We start from the raw sequence: 22,461 nt of genomic DNA, 5'->3' as shown, positions 1-22,461 counted from the left end.
ACTTGAGGGGAACCTGGACGAGAGCTTCGGACATCGTGACCCCGGTCGTTCTCGTCATCCCGGGCTCCGGACCAACGGATCGAGACGGGAACAGTCCTCGCGGGTCAATGCCGCAACCAAGCGCGCATTTGCCTGCACCCACGGTGGATACGGGCGCTCAATCCTCGTTCTCCCAAATCGCCGTGATCGGCGTATTTTGGTCGAGGCTGCCGTCGGCTCGTGGCCAATGGCAGCCTGCAAGGCTATCAAGCGTGCCGAACTGATTCAGAACCGCCAGATCAGCGGCACGACGAAAACTGCCACGACGAAGAACCAGGCGAGCAACGGCAAGCCAAGCTTCCAATAGTCGCTGAAGACGTAGCCGCCGGGGCCCATCACCATCAGGTTGGTCGGCGTCGCGATCGGCGTGAGAAACGCGCCGGCTGCGGCCACCGCGGTGCTCATCAGCACCGGGCGCGGCGAGATCCCCATGCTCGTGGCTGCCGCAACCGCGATCGGGATGACGATGAGCGCCGTCGCCGTGTTGCTGATCAGCTGGCCCATGATCGCCGTCAGCACGAACAGTCCCGCCAGAAGCGCCAGGGGCCCTGCATCACCGATCATGTCGACGAGGCGCTCGGCCATCAGCGTCGCCGCACCGGTCTCGATCATGGCCGTCGAGAGCGGCATCATCGCACCGACGAGGATGACCGTGGTCCAGCTGATCGCCCGGTACGCCTGCTCGACGCTCATGATCCCGGACATGATGATCGCACCGGCGGCAAGCAGCCCGGCCACCGCGGGCGGCACGATACCGGTCGCCAGCAGCAGCACCATTCCGGCCAGGATGACGACCGCCTGCACGGCGCCAGGGCCCATCGGGACGGCCTGGCGACGCACCATTTCCGGCGAACTCACCACCAGCACGTCCGGATCGTCGAGATGGATGTCGAGGGCTTTCCAGGTGCCTTGCAGGAGCATCGTGTCGCCAGCTTGGAGCCCGATGCCACCGGCGTCCCGGCCGGCGTTCTCCCCGACGATCTCCACCCCGCCGCGCTGGACCGCGAGGACGATCAGATCGCCGCTGTCTGTGACCATGCCGGGAAAGACGCGTTCGCCGATCAGGCCGGAACGCGGCGGGATCACCACTTCGGCGAGACCCGAGCGCTGGTTGAACAGCGTTTCGGCGCCTTCTCCCGAGCCCGTCTCTTCGCGGAAGGCAAGGTGTCGACGTGCCGCGAGCATGGCGGCGCTCTCGCCGTCCCCCCGCACCAGCAGATGGTCGCCTTCGGCGATGAGCGGCCGCCGCAGCGGACGCGCGGTATCCGCCTCCTGGATGGCGACGAGGCGCAAGCCGGGGAACTCGGTGAGGTCGATCGCGGTCGACGCGGCGCCGACATAGGGCGAACTCGCCCGCACGCGCATCTGGTAGATGCCGCTCGCCAGCCCGTACTGCTCGACCAGCGTCTTGGCATGGCGGCTGAAGTCCGTCGGCATGGTCAGGCCGTTACGCTCCGGCAGGAGCCGCTGGCCGAACAGGATAATGATCGCCATCGTGCCGGCCAAGAGCGGCACCCCGACCAGCGTGAACTCGAAGAAACCGAAGCTCCCGTATCCCGCATCCTGCCCGGCTTCCGAGACGAGGACGTTGACCGGCGATCCCGTGAGGGCCAGGAGCGACCCGGCATGGGCGGCGAAGACCAGCGGCATCAGCAATTGCGAGGAATTGCGCTTCAGCCGGACCGCGATGACGACGACCACCGGAAGCAGCGCGGCGACGGCACCGTTGAGGCTGATCAGCGCGGTCAGCAGCGAGACCAGGATCATCGTCAGGAGCAGGAGACGCGTCCGGCTCTCCTCGCCCGCACCCTTGATCAGCAGTTGGCCGGCCCAGGCCGTGACGCCCGTGACCTCGAGCCCGGAGCTGACGATGAAGAGCGAGGCGATGAAGATGACCGCGGGATCGCCGAGCCCGGCAAGGGCCTGCGGCAGTGTCAGCACGCCCGTCGCCCATAGAGACAGGGCTGTCAGCATGGCGACGACGACAACCGGCACCCTGTTGGAAATGAACAGGACGACCGCCACGGCGATGATGACGCCGGTATAGGCTATCGGGCTCAAACGCTTCGCTCCCCCTCATCGACATAGCTGCGGCTGCGGGTTCCAAGCCGTCGCTAGTCGTCGAGCGTCGCCATGAGCACGCCGAGCCGGCAGCCCTTCTCGTATTCGGTCAGGTTCACATATTCCTTGATGGTATGGATCTCGGCCTGGCCGGCACCGATGGTGATGGTCGGGACGCCGTGCTTGTCGAGCCAGTTTGCATCGAGCCCGCCATTGGAGAACAGCAGGGTCGGCTCAATGCCGAGCAGCTTGAGCGCCTTCCTGGCGCGTTGGACGACCGGGGCATCCTCGGCGAGTTCGAACGGCGGATAGGACGGCTTCTGGTGGAAGGCGACTTCCGCGGTCGCGCCCTCGTCATCCCTTACTTCGTCCCTGGCCATTGAGAAGGCTTGCCGGTAGCCGTCCGCGATCCTGGTCGCGAAGGCAGCCTCGCGGCTACGCGCCTCGCCCTTGATATAGGCGTAATCGGTGACAACGTTGGTCGCGTCGCCGGCCGCGACCGTGCCGTCCTTGCCGCCGAAGATACCGACATTGCTGGTGCCGTCGCCGTCGGATTTGACGACCTTGCCGAACCAGCCCGCGCGCCGGGCCTCGGCGAGAGCAATGGCGCCGACCAGTGTCGCGGAGATGCCCTTTTCCGGCGCGACGCCGGCATGCGACGCCTTGCCCTTGATCTCGACCTCCCAGTTCTCCTGCCCGACCGCGCCGATCAGCAGCTGCGAGGCGAGCTGGCCGTCGACATTGATGCACATGACCGCGCCGCCGAGATCGGCCGGATTGAGCTCCCGCGCCCCGTGCAGGCCGCTCTCCTCGCGGACGGTGAACAGCAGGGTGATCGGCGGGTGCGGCAAATCATGCTTGATCAGCGTTTCCGCGATCACCACCAGCATGGCGACGCCGGTGCGGGCATCGCCTCCGAGCGCCGTCGTACCGTCCGAGACAATGCGATCACCTTCGCGGCGCGGCTTGGCGCCGGCGCAAAGCGGCACGGTGTCGAGATGGGTCGAAAACAGCAGCCGCGGTCCCGGCCGGGTCCCGGGCAGATCGACGATCAGATTGCCGGTCTCGGTCGGTAGCGGAATACGCGTGTTGGCGTCGTCGTAGCGGATCGCCGAAGCCGGCACGCCGACTGCCTTCAGCGCGTCGGCGACCGCCGCGCCGATCTTCGCCTCGTGACCTGTCACGCCCTCGACCGAGAGGAAGTTCATCAGGTGATCGATCGCGCCATCGACGTCGAGGGGAACGGAAGCATTGTTCACGGTGTCCATGCAGATGGTCTCCATCCGATCAGTTGAGTATGCCTGGGCGGCGTGCCGCGACGTCGTTCCCTCAGACCCCCCAGGGCAGGCCGAGCATTTTCCAGATGGCGAAAAGCGCCGTCCACAGCACGAACATCCACAAGACGTATGGGAGCATCAGCGAGACGACCGTGCCGACCCCCGCCGACTTGTCGTATTTCTGCGCGAAGCCGACGACGAGCGCGAAATAGGCGTTGAGCGGGGTGATGGCGTTCATCGGCGAGTCGCCGACGCGGTAGGCCGCCAGCACGGCTTCCGGCTCGACACCGAGCTTCATCAGGAGCGGCACGAAGACCGGGGCGAAGATCGCCCATTTGGCGATGGCGCCGGTCAGCAGCAGATCGATGATCGCCACGACTACGATGAAGCCGAGCAGCAGCGGCAGGGCCCCGATATTGGCCGATTGCAGCACGCCCGACAGGCTGAGCGCCATCACCGTGCCCATATTCGTGTAGGTGAAATAAGCGACGAACTGGCTCAGCACGAAGAACAGGAAGATCGTGCCCCCGAGGTTCTTGATCGACTTTTCGATCGCCGCGATCACCTCGGTCAGCGTCCGCATCGTGCCGGCGCCGATGCCGTAGGCCCAGCCCGTCACCAGGAACATCAGCATGATCAGCGCGATCAGGCCGTTCATGAACGGCGAGTTGCCGATGAGGTCGCCGGTGGTCGGGTCGCGCAGCGGCGCCCAGGACGGAACCGTCAGCAGGCTGAACACGGCGATCAGCGCCAAGAGCCCGAGCCCAGCATAGCGCAGGCCACGGGATTCCTCCGACGACAGCACGGCCCCCTGCTCCGTCGTCGTGCCTTCTGCGGCAAGGGCCGGATTGTATGGACCGAGGCGCGGCGAAACGATCCGGTCGGTGATGAAGGCGATGATGACCGTCAGGAAAAGCACCGAAGCGAAGGAAAACCAGACGTTGGAGGCAAGGCCGATCGAGCGGTTCGGATCGACCAGATGCGCCGCATCGTTGGTGAACTCGACCAGCACCGCGTCGAGCGGCTTGATCAGCATGTTGACGGTGAAGGCGCCGGCGACGGCCGCAAAGCCCAGCGCCAGGCCGGCCAGTGGATGGCGCCCGACCGCGAGATAGGCGATGCCGGCGAGCGGGATCAGGACGAGATAGCCCGCGTCGGCCGCGATGCTGGCGAGGATGCCGACGAAGGCGAGGATGTAGGTCAGCGCCCAGCCCGGCGAGACGATGACGAGCTTGCGGATCAGCGCCGTCACCAGCCCGGACTCCTCGGCAACGCCCGCGCCGATCATCGCGACGATCATCAGTCCGACCGCGGTGAAACCCATGAAATTCGGGATCAGCGAGGCATACATGAACCGGATGCCCTCGACGTTCAGGAGGCTGCGGATCGCGGTACTCGCGATCTCGATCTCGTGCGTTTCGGGGTTGATCCGCTCGAACGTGACCGCCGTTCCGAACAGGCTGAGCACAGCCGATAATGCGATGACGATGCCGATCAGGATGAGGAAGATGATGACCGGGTGGGGAACCATGTTCCCGACCTTCTCGACGCCATCGAGAAACCTCTGCATCGTCGACTTCGGCGCAGCGCTCGCGAGTGTCATGACCAGCCCTCGTGCCGAAGGTTCTGCAACGCGATGGGAGAGTTGACGCTTCCAGCACGAACTCCGGACAGCGCCCGCGTCCTCACCGTGATACTAAATCGCCGCGAAAGCTGGACATCAGCACAGAATCCCAAATCCTGCGCCAATTGTCCCAAAGCTGATGCCAGTCGAGGCGCGAGCGTTTGCTTTGCGGCGGGAAAGGCCGACCGACACACCGAGAACGCCTGAGCCCTTAGTTTGCAGGCGACACAGTCAACAAATCCAAAAAGAGCATTACACGGAATACCCAGTCCGACTGATGAATAACATCTAATCACTCACTGCATATTTCATTCTAGATGCGACAATTTGCTTCCCGGGACGCGTCCTTGCCAAACCGTGGCAATAGTTACAGACTGAATAAGAAAATAATAAGAAGACATTATATTCGTGGGTTAATCAGTATTTATGACCGCGTTGCCGGGAGGACAGCGTCGTGAAGGCTTTTATTGTCAACAGTCCCGGGCTGTTGGTCGAAGATGATTCATTTACAGGCTTCCCGACCGACCGCATGGGCTCCGTCGCACCGAGTGGTGACCGGCATTCCTTGCTCGCCGCACCCATAGATCTCGGCGCGGCGATACCGTCCGCGGGTCCGTCCTGCTGGACGTTCGGAGACGTCGTGTTCACCCGGTCGATCTCACCGGCGGGCGATGGGGCAACCGCTCGGCACGACCGGCGCGACCGGTGGCGCGTCGTTCTCGCGCGTTCGCCGTCCGCTCTTCCGACCTCGCTTCCCCCGGAGGATGCGCAACAAGGCAGGCTGACTTTCCATGCGCCGGACTCGCCTTGCGAGGGTCTACCACATCCGGGGGAGTTGCTGACGCTATTGCTGCCGAAGGATTTTTGCCGCGACGCGTTTGAGTTTCCCGGATCCGCCCCTGACATCGATCCCGAACTGGAAAGCCTGCTCGCGGGGTTCATGGAAAACCTGGCGCGCCAGCTCCCGCATATTTCGCCGGACCATTTTCACGGACTGGCCGCAGCGACACGCTCGCTGGTCGCGGCGTGCATCGTGCCGCGCCCGGAGCGGCTCGAAACGGCTGCGGTTCCCTTCGCCTCCCTGTTGATCGACCAGGCGCGGCTGGTGGTTCGGCGGAACATGGCTTGCCCGGAGTTCGGACCATGCCAGCTGGCACGGTCGATGGCGATGTCCCGGTCCAAATTGTACCGGCTTTTCGAGAATGCGGGCGGCGTTGCCCATTTCATCAATCGCGAAAGACTGCGCGAGGCCCATCGAAGCCTCACCGAGTCTCCGCACAGCCACTCGATCCATATCATCGCCAGCGAGGTCGGCTATACCGACCATTCGACCTTTAGCCGGGCCTTCCGACGGGAGTTTGGCTACACCCCCACCGAGGCCCGGGATCGGGGCATTGCAAGGCTTTCCGCAAACCGGATCGGGCCGGCCCCGCACGACGCCCAGCCGAATACGACCTTCAGTTCGGCGGCAGCACCAGGCAGCGGCGATGGCCTTGGCGGCTCCCAGCTTTTCGCAGCCATACCCGCTAGTCGCCAGGGCTGAGCCTTCCGAGGCTGTCTCCGTCGCCGGCCGCCGCGAATGTCTGATCGGCCCCATGCGCCACTGCGGTCGACCGGGATCGCGGCGCTGAAATTGGGATGACCGGCGCAGGATTGGGATTCTGAGCTGATCCCCGCCTCCGACGCCGTTGCTAGCGTCGACTGGCCCATCCATGGGGTCTGGCGCGGCGTATCTCGCCTTCCCCTGCGGCTACACGGCGCGCGCCTGACGGTTGCCTGAGGAAAGCATGATGAACCCGCCAGGCTTGCGAGAGAGACCATTTCGCAGCCGCGGGACACGCGGCAGCAAAGGGCCGGCACGACCGATAAAGCCAACACTCCCCCGGCCGGCGGGGGCTCGCTTATCGGGTGCGGCTAGGTTCTCGCGATCAAGTGTTTTCGCGCTGCTCACCGCATTCTTCCTCGCGGCGGGCTGCGACCGCGACGAGGTCGAGGTGCCCGCACCCGTCCGCATCGTGCGGACCATCACGGTCGAACCGCCGCGAGCTGCCGCCGACATCGCCTTCACAGGCCATATCGAGGCGCAGGATCAGGCGTCGCTGTCCTTCCGCATCGCCGGGCGGCTGGCGGAACGCAGGGTCGGCGTCGGCGCGTCGGTGCGCGAGGGCGACATCGTCGCGACGCTCGATCCCGAGAACGAGCTCAACGCGCTGCGCTCGGCGCAGGCCGCGCTCGTTACCGCCGAAGGCGCCTTGCGGACGGCCGACAACCGGCTTCAGCGCCAGACCAACCTGTTCGGGCGCAATGTCAGCACACGGGCCGATCTCGAAGCCGCGGAGCAAGGTCGCACCGAGGCCCAGGCGCAGGTCGACGCGGCCGCCGCGCGTGTCCGGTCGGCGGAGGATGTCGTTGGCTTCACGACACTGCACGCCGATGCGCCGGGGGTCGTCACCCGGATCGGCGCCGAGCCGGGCGAGGTCGTCGCGGCCGGGCAGATGGTCGTGCAGCTGGCGCGGCGCGACGGGCGCGACGCGGTCTTCGAGGTGCCCGCCGACGCGATGCGCACGCTGCCGGCCGACGCCCGCGTCTATGTGGCGCTGTCCACCAATGCGACGGTGATCGCCACGGGCCGGGTGCGCGAGGTCGCGCCGCAGGCAGACCCGGTGACGCGGACGTTCCAGGTCCGGGTCGGCCTGTCCGATCCACCGCCGTCCTTCCGCCTCGGCACGGCGGTCTCGGGCACGATCCGCGGCAGCGAGACCGCCGGCGTCGTCGTCCCGTCGTCCGCCGTGACCCGGCGCGGGCCGGACACCGGCGTCTGGGTCGTCGATCCCGAAACCCTCACCGTATCGATGCGCAAGCTGACACTGCTCGGCGCCGATCCCGCCGAGGCCCGTATCCAGGAGGGCCTGGCGCTTGGCGACATCGTGGTCGTCGCGGGTGCGAGCCTTCTGAGTGAAGGCCAGGTCGTGCGGCTCGCGGGGATGGAGCCGCAATGAGTTTCAACCTCTCGGAGTGGGCGCTCAAGAACCGCTCGGTCGTTTTCTACCTGATGCTCATCGCCGTCCTGGCCGGCGTCTTCGCCTTTCTCCGACTGGGTCGCAACGAGGACCCGTCCTTCGTCATCAAGTCGATGGTGGTCTCCGCGGCCTGGCCGGGCGCGACCATGGAAGACACGCTCACCCAGGTCACCGAGCGGCTCGAACGCCAGCTCGAGGAGACGCCCGGCCTCGACACCGTCCGCAGCTATACGACGCCGGGACTGACCACGATCTTCGTCAATCTGCAGGAGTCGATTCCGGCACGCGACGTGCAGGACACCTGGTACCGGGTCCGCAACCTCGTCGCCGACATGCGCCACACGTTGCCGGCGGGAACGCTCGGCCCGTTCTTCAACGATCGGTTCGGCGACACGTTCGGCATCATCTACGGCTTTACCGCCGACGGCTTCACCAGCCGCGAGCTGCGCGACCATGTCGAGGCGGCACGCTCGCGCCTGCTGCTCGTCCCCGACGTCTCGAAGATCGAGATCATCGGGGCGCAGGATGAGCGGATCTTCGTCGAATTCTCGGTCCGGGAGCTGGCCAATCTCGGCATCGACCGCGGCGCGCTGCTCTCGGCCCTGCAGAGCCAGAACGTCGTGCGCCCGGCCGGGATCATCCAGACATCCGCCGAGAAGCTCTCGCTGCGAATCTCCGGCGCGTTCCAGTCTGAAGCCGACCTGCTCGAGGTCAATTTCCCCGTCGGCGACCGTGTGGTCCGTCTCGCCGACATCGCCACGGTCCGCCGCGCCATGGCCGACCCGCCGCAGCCGATGTTCCGCGTCAACGGCCAGGATGCGATCGGCCTCGGCATCGCAATGCGCGAAGGCGGCGACATACTGGCGCTCGGCGAGAACATCACCGCGGCCATGGCGGAGATCACCGCCGACCTGCCGCTCGGCATCGAGCCCCAGCTCGTCGCCGACCAGGCGGTGACGGTGGATGATGCCATCGCAGACTTCATGACATCGCTCTGGCAGGCGGTGGCGATCATTCTCGTCGTCAGCTTCATCAGCCTCGGCGTGCGCCCCGGACTCGTCGTCGCCCTGTCGATCCCGCTGACGCTCGCCATCGTCTTCGCCGGCATGCTGGTCGGCAGCATCGACATGCAGCGTATCTCGCTGGGCGCCCTGATCATCGCGCTCGCCCTCCTCGTCGACGATGCGATGACCACCACCGACGCGATGGTGACGCGCCTTGCCGCCGGCGACGAAAAGACCGTCGCTGCGACCTTCGCCTACAAGAACTACGCGAGGGCGATGCTGGCCGGAACCCTGGTGACCATCGCCGGCTTCGTTCCGATCGGTTTCGCCGCCAGCAGCGCGGGCGAATACACGTTCACGCTCTTTGCCGTGGTCAGCATCGCGCTGGTCGTCTCGTGGTTCGTGGCCCTGATCTTCGCGCCGGTGCTCGGCGTCGCGATGCTGAAGGCCCCCAAGACAGCCGCGGCCAATGCCGGACCCGGACGCGTCGAGCGCGGCTTCCGCAGCCTGCTATCCGGCGCCATCAGGGCACGCTGGCTGACGATCGCGGTGACGCTGGCGCTGTTCGTCGCCTCCATCATGGCGCTGCCTCTTGTACCGCGGCAGTTCTTCCCGGCCTCCGACCGGCCGGAACTGCTCGTCGACCTGACGCTGCCGCAGAACGCCTCGATCTACGCCAGCCAGGAGCTCGGCAACCGTTTCGACGCCGCGCTCGAGGGCGATCCCGACGTCGAGCGATGGAGCCTCTATATCGGCCGCGGCGCCATCCGCTTCTATCTGCCGCTGAACGCGCAGCTGCCCAACGACTTCTTCAGCCAGGCGGTGATCGTCGCGACGGACGTCGACGCGCGCGAGCGGTTGAAGGTCAAGCTGGAAGCGCTGTTGGCCACCCAGTTCCCCAATGTCGTCGCGCGCGTCTACCCGCTCGAACTCGGACCGCCTGTTGGCTGGCCGGTTCAGTATCGCGTTTCCGGGCCGGACCTTGCCGAAGTCCGCACGATCGCGATGAAGCTCGCCCAGATCGTTGCCGCGAACCCGCGCGCCGAGCAGGTCAATTTCGATTGGATCGAGCCGGCGCGCGAACTGCGGCTGCGTGTCAACCAGGACGAGGCGCGCCGCCTCGGCCTCAGCTCGCAGGCGCTGGCGTCGATCCTCAACACGGTCGTCTCCGGTACGGTGGTCACCCAGCTGCGCGACGACATCTATCTCGTCGACGTCGTGGTGCGGGCGCAGGATGCCGACCGGGTATCGCTCGAAACGCTGCGCACGATGCAGGTCGCCCTGCCCGGCGGCCGCTCCGTTCCGCTATCGCAGTTCGCCACCTTCAGCTACGGGCTCGACCCGCCGCTGATCTGGCGGCGCGACCGGGTGCCGACCCTGACCGTCGCCGCCGACGTCACCTCCGGCACGCTACCGGAGACGGTCGTCACGGCGCTGCAGCCGGAGATCGATGCGCTGAATGCGACGCTGCCGCCGGACTATGCCATCGCGACCGGCGGCACGGTCGAGGAGAGTGCCAAGTCGCAGGCTTCGGTTATCGCCGTCGTGCCGGTGATGCTGCTGATCATGTTGACCGTCCTGATGGCCGAGCTGCGCAGCTTTAGACTGCTGGCCATCGTCCTCACCATCGCGCCGCTCGGCCTGATCGGCGTCGTCGGCGCGCTGCTCGTCTCGGGCAAGCCGCTCGGCTTCGTCGCGCTTCTCGGCATCCTGGCGCTGATCGGCATCATCACCAAGAACGCCGTGATCCTGGTCGGCCAGATCGAGGCCGAGCGGGCCATGGGCAAGGGCGTCGTCGAGGCGGCGCTCGACGCCGCCGGCACGCGCTTCCGGCCGATCGTCCTCACCGCCGTCTCGACGGTGCTCGGCATGATCCCGATCGCGCCGACCGTGTTCTGGGGACCGATGGCGTTCGCCATCATGGGCGGACTGCTCGCCGCGACGATCCTGACGCTGGTGCTGTTGCCGGTTCTCTACGTCACGGTGCTCGGCCGCAGCTCGTCCGAGCCCAGGCCGGCGGCAGTACCTGCCACGAGCCCAGAGGGAGTTTCGGCGTGATGCGATACGTCAGGACGACGCAATCCCTCGACTCCGGCATCGCGCTTGTCCGGTGGGTTGGTGTTGCGGCACTGCTCCTCACGCTCACTGCCTGCCAGGACGAAGATCCCGTCATGGCAGAGGGGCGGCCCGTCAGCGTGGTGACCGTCGAAGCCGGCCAGCTCGCCGAGACGATCGAGCTGAGCGGGGAGATCCAGGCCGAACAGACGGTCGGGCTCGCCTTCCGGATCGGCGGCCGCGTGGCCGAGCGGCTGGTCAATGTCGGCGATCGGGTCGAGGCAGGGCAGGTCGTCGCCCGGCTTTCCCCGACGCTGGAACAGAATGCGCTGGCCGCCGCCGAGGCCGCGCTGGCAGCTGCCCGCGGCGAGGTCGACACGACGCGCAGCGCCTTTGCCCGCCAGGAGCGGCTGATGGATCAGGGCTTCACCACAAGGCCGATTTTCGACCAGGCGCTGCAGGCACAGGAGGCTGCTCAGGCGCAGCTGGAGAATGCCGAGGCGCAGGTCGAGATGGCGCAGGACCGGCTCGGCTTCACGGAACTCAACGCAGGTGTCGCCGGCATCGTGACCGCCCGGAGCGTCGAGCCCGGCGAAGTGGTTCAGCCGGGTCAGGTCGTCGTCCAGATCGCCCGCGACGAGAGCCACGACGCGGTCTTCAACGTGCCGGCCAATCTGCTGGAGACGCAGGTCGGCGACACGCCGATCCGTGTCGCGCTGGCCGACGATCCCGCAGTCGTAGCCTTCGGCCGCGTCCGCGAGGTTGCACCACAGGCGGACCCGGTCACCCGGACCTTCGAGGTGAAGATCGGCCTGGAAAGTCCCCCGGAAGCCATGCGGCTCGGCGCGACCGTCGTCGGGACGCTCGAGCTGACTTCCCGCTCGATCATCCAGATTCCGGCCAGCGCCCTGACGCAGCAGGGGATCTCGCCGGCCGTCTGGGTGGTCGATCCGCAAAGTTCGGCCGTCTCGCTGCGCAGTGTCGACGTACTGCGCTTCGACCCCGGTGAAGTCGTCGTCTCGCAGGGGCTGGAGCCGGGCGAGATCATCGTCACCGGCGGCATCCAGGCTTTGCATATCGGGCAGATCGTCCGGCCGCTCCCGCCTGCTGCGGCCACCGGGGCCAATGCGGCCTTCGCCGATCCGCCGGGACGCCGCCCGTCACCGTCCTAGCCGGAGATCATGTTCACGCTCGGCGAACGCCATGCCGGCGTACCCACCCGGTTCCCACCCTAGCCCAGCAACGGAGATACCCATGAGTGATCTGGTTTTCATCGGCTTCCCGAGCGAAGAGAAGGCAGAGGAGGTTCGTCAGCGGGTTCTGAGCCTCCAGCGGGAATATCTGATCGAGCTCGGCGACGCCGTCGTCGTCGTCAAGGACGCGAAGGGCCACGTAAAACTCAACCAGTTGATGAACCTGACCGCGGCGGGCGCGGCCTCCGGCGCGCTCTGGGGAACGCTGATCGGCTTCATCTTTCTGTCGCCGCTGGTCGGCACGGCGATTGGCGCCGCGTCCGGCGCCCTCGGCGGCAAGCTCAGCGACGTCGGCATCAACGACAAGTTCATGACCGATGCTGCCAGCGCCTTGAAGCCCAACACCGCGGGACTTTTCCTGCTGATCCGCAAGATGACGACGGACAAGGTTCTCGCCGACCTCAAGGGTGTCGGCGGCACGCTGATCAGCACCTCCTTCGACGAGACCAAGGAAACGGCCTTGCGCGACGCGCTGGCGGCCCACGCGAGCAACGAGGCGGCAGCCGCGACAACCCCATGAGAATGGACTGGGGCGCCGGCTCCGAGCGTAGCCAGGGGCCGACCGCAACGGCGCGTCTCGAAGAATTCCGGCCGCTCCTGCCCGCGGAAGAAGAAGTCGTTGCTCAACTACTCAGCGGCAATTTCGACCGCCTCGGCGATGGGACGCGTCCGGAATCGGCCGATCCGGCGCGCATCGTCCGGGCGCGTTTCCTGCGCTTCCTGATGCTCGGCGGCGAGGAAGGCTGCAGGCCGCACGAGAAGGGCGTCCGCATCACCGGCGCCTGGATCAGCGAGGGTCTCGATCTCGAAGCCTGCCGGGTCTATCGCGACATCGGCCTGACCGATTGCCATTTCGAGGCAACGCCTGTCCTCAGGTCCGCGATCATCAACCGCCTGATCCTCGACGGCTCGCTGATGCCCGGTCTCCAGGCCGAGCGGATGGAGGCGCGCGGCGGGGTCTATCTGCGCGGCGCCGAGATCAACGGCGCTGTCAACTTCGTCGAGGCCCGCCTAGGCGGCAATCTGGAATGCGACGGCGCCAGCATCAGCGGGCCCGGCGACTATGCCCTGTTCGCCCCGAGCCTCGAGGTACGCAACGTCCTGATGCGCGGCTGTCACCTGCGCGGCGGCATCAATCTGGCGAGCGCGGAACTCGCGGCGGATCTCGACTGCGCCGGCGCGGTCATCACGCGAGCCGAAGGCCCCGCCATCGAGGCCAGCGAGATCTGGGTGCGGGGCGGGATCGTGCTGCGCGGCGCCCGCACCGATGGGGAAGTGCGCTTCACGGCGGCGCAGATCGGCGGCGACCTGGATTGTTCGGGCGCTTCGTTCGACCATCCCGGCGAGGCCGCCCTGGAACTGAGCCGAAGCGCCATCAAGGGCGCCCTCTTCCTGCGGCGTGGGGCACGCATCGACGGCGTGCTCGCTTTGACGGGTGCTTCCATCGGCACCATCCATGACGAGGCCGCATCATGGCCCGGGACAGGCGATCTGCTGCTTAACCGCTGTCGCTATGGCGCGTTCATCGACGGGCCAGTCGATGCGGCCAGCCGGCTTGCCTGGCTGGCGCGCCAGACGCCGGAGCGCTACGGCGAGGATTTCTGGCCGCAACCCTACGAGCAGTTGGCGACAGTCTTCGGCGAGATGGGCCATGACGAGGATGCGCGGGCCGTGCTCATCGTCAAGGAGCGCCTGCAGCGGCGTGCCCGGCGGGCGCGGGCGGATAGCCGGCTTTGGCGATGGCTACTCGCGGGCGCCGACGGCATCCTCGGGGTGACGCTCGCCTATGGTCGCCAGCCGCTGCTCGCGTTCGTCTGGCTGCTCATGTTCTGGATCCTCGGCGTCGCCGTCTTCGGCCATGCCGAGCGCCAGGGTGCCGTCATGCCGAACAGCGCCGTGGTGCTGCGGGCGCCGGAATGGACCCTCTGCGGGCTGGAGGGCGCCGAAGAGCGCGCGCTTCTGGCCTTTCCGGAGGCCACGGGCCTCGCCGCCACCGGCCAGACCCAGCTCGACTGCTTCCGCCAGCGCTGGGAGGCGTCGAGCTATCCGCCGTTCAACGCCTGGATGTATTCGCTGGACACGCTGCTGCCGGTGCTCGAGATGGGCCAGAAGGAGTTCTGGCGGCCCAACCCCGCCAAACCGGGCGGCGAATTCGCGATGAACTATTTCTACTTCCAGTCGCTCATTGGCTGGGCGCTCAGCCTCCTGGCGGTGGCCGGCTTCTCGGGCTGGGTGAAATCGTCATGACGTCTCGCCGCGCGGGCCACACGACGTGGTCATGACGACCGGCAGGATCCAGCCGGGTGCCCAGCTGCTGATCGCCACCGTCCTGGCGCTGGGCCGCGCTATCCCTCGCAAGCTCGGTCGTTGCACCGCTTGCCTTCGCGCTGTTCATCATCGCGCTGGTCTGGCCGTCGCAGCATGCGATGCAGCGCGTGTTGCCGCAGCTGCTGGCGCTCGCCATCAGCGTCCTGCTGGTGTGGGGCTTTGCCAAGCTGGTCGGCCTGCCGCTCGCGGCCGAATGGGGCTTCATCGCCTTCTGGCTGAACCACATCCCTTTTCTCGGCCCGCTGGTCGCGACGGTCTTCCCGACGCTGTTCGCCATGACACAGTTCGACTCCTGGTAGTCGGTGATCGCCGTCTTTGCCTGCCTCAACCTGATCCGGTTCCTCGTCGGCAGCTATGTCGAACCGCGCGTCGTCGGCAACAGGCTCTCGATATCGCCGGTCGTCGTGCTGTTTTCGGTGTTCATATGGGCCTATCTCTGGCGTGTCTTCGGCGCCTTCATCGGCGTGCCGATGACCATCGCCTTCCTGACCTTCTGCGCCCAGCACCCCGCCAGCCTCGGGCTGGCCGAGTTGCTCGGCTCGCCCGAGGGGAAGCACTCCTTCACGAGCTAGGCGCAGGCGCTGTCCGCGCGCTTGCGACCTTCCCATGGGCTGCGGCTCTGATTGGGACACCCGGCACAGAGATGGGACAGGCAATCCACGACCCTCCAATGGTCGGATGGTAGCCTTCTGCCAGGCAATTCGAGTTCTCGGCTCGATCTTCACAGGCGTGGTTGCCCATGAGCACAGCGACAGGCCCACGCTCCCCTGCATCCCTTCTCCCTCGAGGCGCAGGGTTCCTGGCGCTATGGGTCGTGCTGATCGGGGCCACACCGAAGGATCTGCCGGTCGGCGTCATGGCCGCTGGGGCTGCAGCCTGGACCAGCCAGCTCTTCTGGCCCGCGACCGGCGCGATCAGTCCGATGGGGCTTCTGCGCTTCGCCATCCGCTTCCTGCCCCAGTCGATGGTTGCCGGTGTCGACGTCGCCCGGCGGGCCTTCGCGCCAGGCCCCATGCTGGTGCCGGGCTTCGTCACCTGGCGCACGGTGCTGCCAGACGGCGCGGCCCGCCGCGCCTTTTGCGCCGTGATGAGCCTTCAGCCCGGCAAGCTGCCGGTTGCCGCAGAGCAGGACGGGACGCTGCTCGTGCACTGCCTGGATTTGCGCGGGCCGATCCTCGCCGAGATCCGGGCTGACGAGGCAGCATTCCGGCGCGTCCTGCGCGAGGGAGACTGACTGTGGCGGGCGCGCTCGTCGGTATCGCCCTGTTCATCCTGATCGTCACTGCGCTCGGCCTTTTCCAGGTATTGCGGGCCGATCTGGCGATCGAGCGCATGATGGCGGTCCAGTTGCTGGGCACCGGCGGAGCAGCTGTCGTGTTGCTGTTCGGCGCGGCTTCGGGCGCCGGCTCGATGGCCGACGTTGCGCTGCTGATGATGCTGTTCGCCGCTTTCTCCTGCACGGCCTTCACACTCGGCGAGGCGAGCGCTCCCGAGGCCGACGACCGGGAGGAGGACACATGAGCGGCCTCGCCGACCTCTTCACGCTGTTCTGCGCAGGGGCCGGGGCGATCCTGTTCCTCGCGGGTACGCTCGGCCTCATCCGGTTTCCCGACACGCTGAGCCGCCTGCATGCGCTCAGCAAGGCCGACAATCTCGGGCTGGGCCTGGTCGTCCTCGGCCTGTTGCCGCAGGCAGCCAGCGCCACCGTCGCGCTGAAGCTGGTCTGCGTCTGGCTGCTGGCGCAGCTTTCGGCGGCCACGGCCAGCCAGCTGATCGCCGGCGTGGCCCACCGTCGCCGATCGCGCTCATGAGCCTTGCTCCCGATCTTGTCGTCGCAGCCCTGCTGCTGGCCCTGGCGCTCCACATCGCCGTTGTCCGCGACGACCGCGGCGCCATTGTCGCCTCCGTCGCCTTCGGCCTGCTGCTCGCCCTCGGCTGGACCCGGCTAGGCTCGCTCGACGTCGCCATGACGGAGGCCGCGATCGGCGGCGGCGTCACCGGCGTGCTGCTGCTTCGCGCCGAAGCCCATCTGCGTCTCGGCAAGACGCGCCGCGGCCCGATCGGCTCCGGATCGAGGGCCATCGCCGTCATCGGCTGCACCATGGTGACGGCGGCCCTCGCCGTCGTCGTCCTGTCCTTTCCGGTGCCGGCGCCGACGCTGGCGCCTGCGGCCGCGGCCGCGCTCCCCGGCACCGGCCTCGGCAATCCGGTCACCGGGGTGCTGCTGGCGTTTCGCGCCCTCGACACCCTGCTGGAGAAGGTGGTGCTGATCCTTGCGCTGGTCGGTGTCTGGTCGCTCGCCCCCGACGATCGCTGGGGCGGCGCCCCACGCCTGCGGCCGGCCACCGTCCCCGAGCCGCTCGTCACTCTGGCGCAGGCGCTGCCGCCTTTCGGCGTCCTGATCGCGGTCTACATGTTCTGGGTCGGCGCCGATGCGCCGGGCGGGACCTTCCAGGCCGGCACCATCCTTGCGGCGATGTGGCTCCTGGTCATGCTCGCCGGACTGCGGCCGGCACCCCGTACGGGGGACCAGGCGTTGCGCCTCATCCTGATCTGCGGCCCGGCGCTGTTCCTGGCCATCGGCCTGTCAGGCTTCGTCATCGCCGGCAGCTTCCTTGCCTATCCGGAGAGTCTCGCCAAGCCGTTGATCGTCTGCATCGAGGCGGTCCTGACCCTGTCGATCGGCGCGACGCTGGCGCTGCTCGTCGCCGGCCCCGCGCAGATGGCGCCCGGCCGATGACCGCCCCGTTGCTCAGCCCGGAAGCGCTGTTCGGCCTCTGCGGCGCGGCCCTCGTCGGCATCGGCCTGTTCACCGTGATCACCCATCCCGCCCTCCTGCGCCGGATCGTCGGCTGCAACATCATCGGCGCGGGCATCTTCCTGGTCTTCGGCGCCGTCGCCCGGCGCGGTGCCGGCGGCGGGTTCGACGGCGATCCGGTGCCGCAGGCGATGGTGATCACCGGCATCGTCGTCGCCTTCGCCGCCACGGCGCTCGCCGTCGGGCTGCTCCGCCGGCTTTTCGACCTGACCGGCCGCGCGACGATCGACGCCCCACCGGAGCCTTTGCCCCCGGGCGAACCATGACCGCGCTTGCGGCGGCCCCAGCCGACGCGACCACGCCGGGCGGCTTCCTGCTCGTCCTTGCGGTCATCCTGCCGGTGATCGCCATCCTCGCGATGGTGGCGTTCGGCCCGCGCCAGACCGGACGACTGGCGATCATCACAATCGGCGCCGGCATTGCCGTGGCCCTCGCGATCGTCGCCGAACTGATTCGAACCGAAGCAGCGGTCGGTTTCGTCGTCGGTAACTGGCAACCGCCGCTTGGCCTGGCGCTGCGGGCGGACGGACTTTCAGCCGCCATGCTGGCGATGACGGCGCTGGTGATCGCGGCCATCGGCTCCTTTGCCCATATCCAGCACGGGCTCGATCCCGCGACACGCCATGGCCGCGCGCCGACGACATTCTGGATCCTGCTGATGGCGATCTGGAGCGCGCTGAACGCGGTCTTCCTCGGCGAAGATCTGTTCAACCTCTACGTCGCGCTGGAGCTTCTGACCTTCGCGGCGGTCCCGCTGGTCTGCCTCGACGGACGCGCCGAAACAGTCGCCGCAGCGTTGCGCTATCTGTTGTTCGCGCTCCTCGGCTCGCTGCTTTATCTGCTCGGCACCGCCCTCATCTATGGCAGCTTCGGCACGCTCGACATCGGCCAGCTGTCGGCCATGGATATCCAGGGGCCGGGCGCCTCGCTGGCGCTGGCGCTGATGATCGCCGGCCTCCTCGCCAAGGCTGCCCTCTTCCCGCTGCACATCTGGCTGCCCCCGGCCCATGCCGGCGCGCCGGCGGCGGCCAGTGCCGTCCTCTCCGCCCTCGTCATCAAGGCGCCATTCTTCCTGATCCTGCGACTCGTTCTGGACGTTGCGCCGCCGGGGTTCGCGGCTCAGGCAGGGCAACTCCTCGCCATTCTCGGCGCCGCCTCGATCCTGTTCTGCAGCGTCGTGGCGCTGCGGCAGGCCCGGCTGAAACTGATGATCGCCTACTCGACCGTGGCGCAGATCGGCTATCTGTTCATCGTCTTTCCCCTCGCCGCCCGCACCGGGACACTACCGCCGTGGGAGACGATCGCCTGGACCGGCGGCGCGCTGCAGCTCATCTCCCATGCGCTCGCCAAGGCGGCGATGTTCCTCGCCGCCGGTGCCATCGCCGAGGCCTTCGGCCACGACCGCATCGCCGATCTCGGCGGCTTCGGCCGCGCCCTCCCGATCAGCGCGACAGCCTTCGGGCTGGCCGGCATGTCGCTGATGGGGCTGCCGCCGAGCGGTGGCTTCGTCGCCAAATGCCTGCTGCTCACCGCTGCCGTCACCGGCAGCCACCCGTTTCTGGCCGCGACGATCCTCGCCGGCGGGTTGCTCGCCGGCGGCTACGTCTTTCGCGTCGTGAACCGCGCGCTGGCAACGCCCGCCGTCCCGCTGGCTGCCGTCAGACCCGTTCCGCGCCGGCTCGAACTGGCGGCTCTGGTCCTGGCGCTGGCTGCCGTCCTCATGGGCTTCGTGCCGCTGCAGCCCCTCGGTTTCCTGCAACTCGGTCGGATCGCGCCGATGTCGCTGGTTGCGCCATGACGGCCGCCGGCCTGCTCCTCGCCGCTTCGGTGCTCGTGCCGCTCGGTCTATCGGCGGGCTGCCTTGTCCGCGGCGTCCGCGAGCGCGCGCGGCTGCTGCTCCCCTTCGCGCCGCTGCCGGCACTGCTGGCGGCCATCATGGTTCCCGACGGCACGTTCGTGTTCTTTCCGGCGCCGTTCCGCATGTCCCTGGTGCTCGATCGGCCGGGCGCCTTCCTGCTGGGAGGCGCGGCCCTCCTCTGGAGCGCCGCTGGTGCCTACGCCGTGTCCTACATGGGCCGGACACCGGCTGCGACGCGCTTTGCGATCTGGTGGCTGCTGACGCTGGCCGGCAGTCTCGGCGTCTTCGTCGTCGGCGACATCGCCAGCTTCTACCTCGTCTACACGCTGGTCAGCCTGGCGGCCTACGGGCTCATCGTCCACGAGCAGACGGCGAAGGCCGAACGGGCCGGGCTCGTCTATGTCGTTCTCGCGCTGCTCAGCGAAGCCTGCCTGCTGCTTGCCTTCGTCATGCTCGCGGCCGGCCATGCCGAAGCGAACCCGCTGATCCGCGACGTCGTCGCGACCCTTTCGAGATCGCCGATGCGCGACGCCATCGTGGCGTTGCTCGTCCTCGGCTTCGGCCTGAAGATGGGCCTCGTGCCCTTGCATGTCTGGCTGCCCCTGGCCCACCCGGCAGCGCCGATGCCGGCCTCGGCGGTGCTGAGCGGCGTGGTGGTCAAGGCCGGCGTGATCGGACTGATCCGATTCCTGCCCTACGAGAGCGGCCTGCCGGAATGGGGGATGGCGCTAGTCGCGGCCGGTCTCTTTACCGCCTTCTACGGAGTCGCCATCGGCGTCACCCAGACGGGGCCAAAGACGATCCTCGCTTATTCGACGGTGAGCCAGATGGGGTTGGTCGCCGCCCTGATCGGCGCCGGGCTCGCCCGCGCCGACGCCTCGGCGACGACGCTCATCGCCTATTATGCAGTCCACCACATGCTGGTGAAGGGTGCGCTGTTTCTTGCCGTCGGCACTCTGGCCGCAACTAGCAGGCGACGGCGGCTGGCCATCCTGCTGCTCACGGCCGTACTCGCGTTGAGCCTTGCCGGCCTGCCGCTGAGCAGCGGCGGGCTCGCCAAGATCGCCACCAAGCCGATGCTCGGCGATGGCGTGTTAAGTTATGCGACGGCCCTTGCCGCGGCCGGGAGCACGCTATTGATGCTGCATTTTCTCAATACGGTCTCCCGCGATGCGCATGGGGAACCGGAACGTTTGCCCTCTCTGGCGCTGGTCCTGCCCTTCGGCGTCGTTGCTGCCGCCTCGTTCGTCTTTGCCTGGTCGCTCTACCCAGCCGTCACGGACGGGTCATTCCAACCCCTGTTCCAGGCCAAGGCGCTCTCGAAACTGCTTTGGCCCATGGGTTTGGGATTGCTCGCGATGCTCGTCGTCGGGCGGCTGCCGAAGCTCCGGGGCGCCGTGCCCGAAGGCGACATCGTCGTCCTGACAGAAGCCGGCGGGCCGGCGCTGAGCGGCTTCGTGTCAGACATCCTGCAATTCGATGCCGTTCTGCGGCGATGGTCCTTCGCGGGTTCGTCGCTTCTGCTTATCGCTGTCCTGCTCGCCGCTGCCCTGATGCTCGGCAGCTGATACGGCAGGCAACCTTGCCCTTCGATCAGCATGTCCCGCAGTTATCGAAGCAGAAAGGTCGACCGTCGGCTCGGCGATCACTGCGCCTCCTTGACCGTCGGCCCAGGCGCCATTTGCAGATATCTCGCCATTCCGCGAGCATGTCGGGAATTCGGCCGACGGAGAGAGTCCCACAACCATCAAGCGGAAACGCGCAAAACTCGCCGAAGAGACTGCGCTGCCCGCGGCGAGATTGATGCTAACCTGCTGAAACCTCGCAGCTTTCCCCAGAGCACTTGCCTGTCGCGGACTTGCTGAAGACCGGCTGGCTGGGGCGGCAGGATTCGAACCTGCGAATGGCGGCACCAAAAGCCGCTGCCTTACCGCTTGGCGACGCCCCAATGCGCGATATGCTGCGCGCCGTGCTATAGCGTCTGGCGGATCGCCGTGCAACGATCGCTAAGGATCCGGCAGGTTTGATACTGCGGAGCCACCGCGCCGGAAGGGTCCAGGACGCCACCTGCATCACCTCCCGGGTCGGTGCGACCCGCAGCCAAGGAGGCTGCCCGGGCCAGTCGACCCGGATGCGAAGGCCGCGGCTGCCGGCTTCGCGCTCCCGGCTCGGGCTGAAGCCCAGGAGAATGATGCGCCCATGCTTTCCTTCGATAAGGCGTTCGATCCCGCTTATGGCGACGCGGTGTGCGTCGGCGACGGCGTTCTGCGGGTGACGGCGCGCAATCCCAGCCCTTTCACCTTCCATGGCACCAACAGCTACGTGATCGGCGGAGCGAGCTGCTTCGTGGTGGATCCGGGTCCGGACGAGCCGGAGCACGTCGCGACGCTGGCTGCGGCGGTGGACGGCCGGCGGGTCGACGCCATCCTCCTGACCCATACGCATCGCGACCATACCGGCGCCGTTGCGCGGCTGCGGGCCGCGACCGGAGCGCCGGTCATGGGTGGCGGGCCACACCGCCCTGCCCGGCCGATGCTGGCCGACGAGGCGGGGCGCCTCGAAGCCAGCGCCGACACGAGCATCCTGTTCGACCGCGTGCTCGGCGACGACGAAGCCCTGACGCTCGGTGGATTCGCGGTCACGGCTGTCGCCACGCCGGGTCATTGCGCCAATCATCTCGCCTTCTCCGTCGGCAGTGAGGGGCTCCTTCTGTCGGGCGATCACGTCATGGCCTGGTCGACCACCGTGGTGGCACCGCCCGACGGCTCGATGCGCGACTACATGAAATCGCTCGACCGGCTCCTGGCCCGCGACGACAGGGTCTATCTGCCCGGCCATGGCGGGGCGGTCGAACGCCCTGCGACGTTCGTCCACGGACTGATCGAGCATCGGCGCGGGCGCGAAGCGGCAATCCTGGCGCGACTGGCGGCGGGGGACCGGACGATCCCTCAGATCGTCTCGGCGCTCTATCGGGACGTCGATCCCCGGCTTCACCCTGCCGCCGGGCTGTCGGTCCTGGCGCATCTGGAGGATCTGGTGGCAGAGGCCGTGGTCACGACGGATGGCCACGCCTCGCTCACCGGCGCCTACGCGCCGGCCTGAAGAGCGGCCGGCGCGGGCGGGA

General features: G+C 67.5%; 17 protein-coding genes, 1 tRNA gene and 1 pseudogene. 15 read left to right on the top strand and 4 right to left on the bottom strand.

Translation table 11 applies throughout. The features are described from left to right. Nucleotides 1-264: 264 nt before the first annotated feature. The 3 genes from GGR03_RS10360 to GGR03_RS10350 all read right to left on the bottom strand — a co-directional run bounded on the left by GGR03_RS10360 (nt 265) and on the right by GGR03_RS10350 (nt 4,980). Nucleotides 265-2,100 (bottom strand): SLC13 family permease, encoded by a 1,836-nt coding sequence (locus GGR03_RS10360; protein ID WP_183207667.1) that lies wholly within the window; start codon nt 2,098-2,100, stop codon nt 265-267. Between the two features lie 53 nt (nt 2,101-2,153). Continuing rightward, complete coding sequence (locus tag GGR03_RS10355) at nt 2,154-3,368, bottom strand: M20/M25/M40 family metallo-hydrolase (RefSeq protein WP_183207665.1); 1,215 nt, start codon at nt 3,366-3,368, stop codon at nt 2,154-2,156. A gap of 61 nt (nt 3,369-3,429) precedes the next feature. Beyond that, on the bottom strand, nt 3,430-4,980 hold the full coding sequence (locus GGR03_RS10350; RefSeq protein ID WP_183207662.1) for an AbgT family transporter: 1,551 nt from the start codon (nt 4,978-4,980) through the stop codon (nt 3,430-3,432). Nucleotides 4,981-5,455: 475 nt separating this feature from the next. Between GGR03_RS10350 and GGR03_RS24740 the strand changes: the two genes are divergently transcribed. The 14 genes and pseudogenes from GGR03_RS24740 to GGR03_RS10280 all read left to right on the top strand — a co-directional run bounded on the left by GGR03_RS24740 (nt 5,456) and on the right by GGR03_RS10280 (nt 20,905). After that, nucleotides 5,456-6,544, top strand: coding sequence for a helix-turn-helix domain-containing protein (locus tag GGR03_RS24740; protein WP_183207660.1), 1,089 nt, complete (start codon nt 5,456-5,458; stop codon nt 6,542-6,544). 451 nt (nt 6,545-6,995) lie between these two features. After that, nucleotides 6,996-8,000: an efflux RND transporter periplasmic adaptor subunit gene (locus tag GGR03_RS10340; RefSeq protein ID WP_252920187.1), complete on the top strand. Its 1,005-nt coding sequence runs from the start codon at nt 6,996-6,998 to the stop codon at nt 7,998-8,000. After that, nucleotides 7,997-11,083 carry an efflux RND transporter permease subunit gene (locus GGR03_RS10335; RefSeq protein WP_183207657.1) on the top strand — a complete coding sequence of 1,029 codons (3,087 nt, stop codon included), beginning with the start codon at nt 7,997-7,999 and terminating at the stop codon, nt 11,081-11,083. The genes GGR03_RS10340 and GGR03_RS10335 overlap by 4 nt, the downstream gene beginning before the upstream one ends. After that, a complete protein-coding gene (locus tag GGR03_RS10330) occupies nt 11,083-12,252 on the top strand; it encodes an efflux RND transporter periplasmic adaptor subunit (RefSeq protein ID WP_183207656.1) in 1,170 nt (389 codons plus the stop codon). Before GGR03_RS10335 ends, GGR03_RS10330 begins: the two co-directional genes overlap by 1 nt. A gap of 82 nt (nt 12,253-12,334) precedes the next feature. Beyond that, nucleotides 12,335-12,853 carry a DUF1269 domain-containing protein gene (locus GGR03_RS10325; RefSeq protein ID WP_183207653.1) on the top strand — a complete coding sequence of 173 codons (519 nt, stop codon included), beginning with the start codon at nt 12,335-12,337 and terminating at the stop codon, nt 12,851-12,853. Then, the gene (locus tag GGR03_RS10320) at nt 12,850-14,580 is read left to right on the top strand and encodes a hypothetical protein (protein ID WP_183207651.1); all 1,731 of its coding nucleotides are present in this window, start codon (nt 12,850-12,852) and stop codon (nt 14,578-14,580) included. Before GGR03_RS10325 ends, GGR03_RS10320 begins: the two co-directional genes overlap by 4 nt. Before the next feature lie 215 nt (nt 14,581-14,795). Beyond that, nucleotides 14,796-15,233 (top strand): annotated as a pseudogene (locus GGR03_RS24875) (AI-2E family transporter); the annotation flags it as partial. A 167-nt stretch (nt 15,234-15,400) separates the two neighbouring features. Beyond that, nucleotides 15,401-15,895 carry a Na+/H+ antiporter subunit E gene (locus GGR03_RS10310; protein WP_183207649.1) on the top strand — a complete coding sequence of 165 codons (495 nt, stop codon included), beginning with the start codon at nt 15,401-15,403 and terminating at the stop codon, nt 15,893-15,895. Nucleotides 15,896-15,897: 2 nt separating this feature from the next. Then, nucleotides 15,898-16,182 carry a monovalent cation/H+ antiporter complex subunit F gene (locus tag GGR03_RS10305; protein ID WP_183207647.1) on the top strand — a complete coding sequence of 95 codons (285 nt, stop codon included), beginning with the start codon at nt 15,898-15,900 and terminating at the stop codon, nt 16,180-16,182. Continuing rightward, nucleotides 16,179-16,472 (top strand): cation:proton antiporter, encoded by a 294-nt coding sequence (locus GGR03_RS10300; RefSeq protein ID WP_183207645.1) that lies wholly within the window; start codon nt 16,179-16,181, stop codon nt 16,470-16,472. The genes GGR03_RS10305 and GGR03_RS10300 overlap by 4 nt, the downstream gene beginning before the upstream one ends. Next, a complete protein-coding gene (locus GGR03_RS10295; protein WP_183207643.1) occupies nt 16,469-17,401 on the top strand; it encodes a hydrogenase subunit MbhD domain-containing protein in 933 nt (310 codons plus the stop codon). The genes GGR03_RS10300 and GGR03_RS10295 overlap by 4 nt, the downstream gene beginning before the upstream one ends. Further along, on the top strand, nt 17,398-17,745 hold the full coding sequence (locus GGR03_RS10290) for an NADH-quinone oxidoreductase subunit K (protein ID WP_183207641.1): 348 nt from the start codon (nt 17,398-17,400) through the stop codon (nt 17,743-17,745). The genes GGR03_RS10295 and GGR03_RS10290 overlap by 4 nt, the downstream gene beginning before the upstream one ends. Continuing rightward, entirely contained in the window at nt 17,742-19,277 is a 1,536-nt protein-coding gene (locus tag GGR03_RS10285) for a complex I subunit 5 family protein (RefSeq protein WP_183207639.1), read from the top strand. The genes GGR03_RS10290 and GGR03_RS10285 overlap by 4 nt, the downstream gene beginning before the upstream one ends. Beyond that, nucleotides 19,274-20,905: a complex I subunit 5 family protein gene (locus GGR03_RS10280; RefSeq protein WP_183207637.1), complete on the top strand. Its 1,632-nt coding sequence runs from the start codon at nt 19,274-19,276 to the stop codon at nt 20,903-20,905. The genes GGR03_RS10285 and GGR03_RS10280 overlap by 4 nt, the downstream gene beginning before the upstream one ends. A 305-nt stretch (nt 20,906-21,210) precedes the next feature. Here the strand turns inward: GGR03_RS10280 and GGR03_RS10275 are convergent. Next, nucleotides 21,211-21,285: transfer RNA gene (locus GGR03_RS10275), tRNA-Gln, on the bottom strand. A 251-nt stretch (nt 21,286-21,536) separates the two neighbouring features. Between GGR03_RS10275 and GGR03_RS10270 the strand changes: the two genes are divergently transcribed. Next, a complete protein-coding gene (locus tag GGR03_RS10270) occupies nt 21,537-22,439 on the top strand; it encodes an MBL fold metallo-hydrolase (protein WP_183207635.1) in 903 nt (300 codons plus the stop codon). Nucleotides 22,440-22,461 lie beyond the last annotated feature (22 nt).

This window comes from Aurantimonas endophytica (genome assembly GCF_014196845.1).
Taxonomy (GTDB): Bacteria; Pseudomonadota; Alphaproteobacteria; order Rhizobiales; family Rhizobiaceae; genus Aurantimonas; species Aurantimonas endophytica.
Note: the sequence above shows the minus strand (reverse complement) of the source record. Positions and strands in the feature narration are given on the sequence as shown.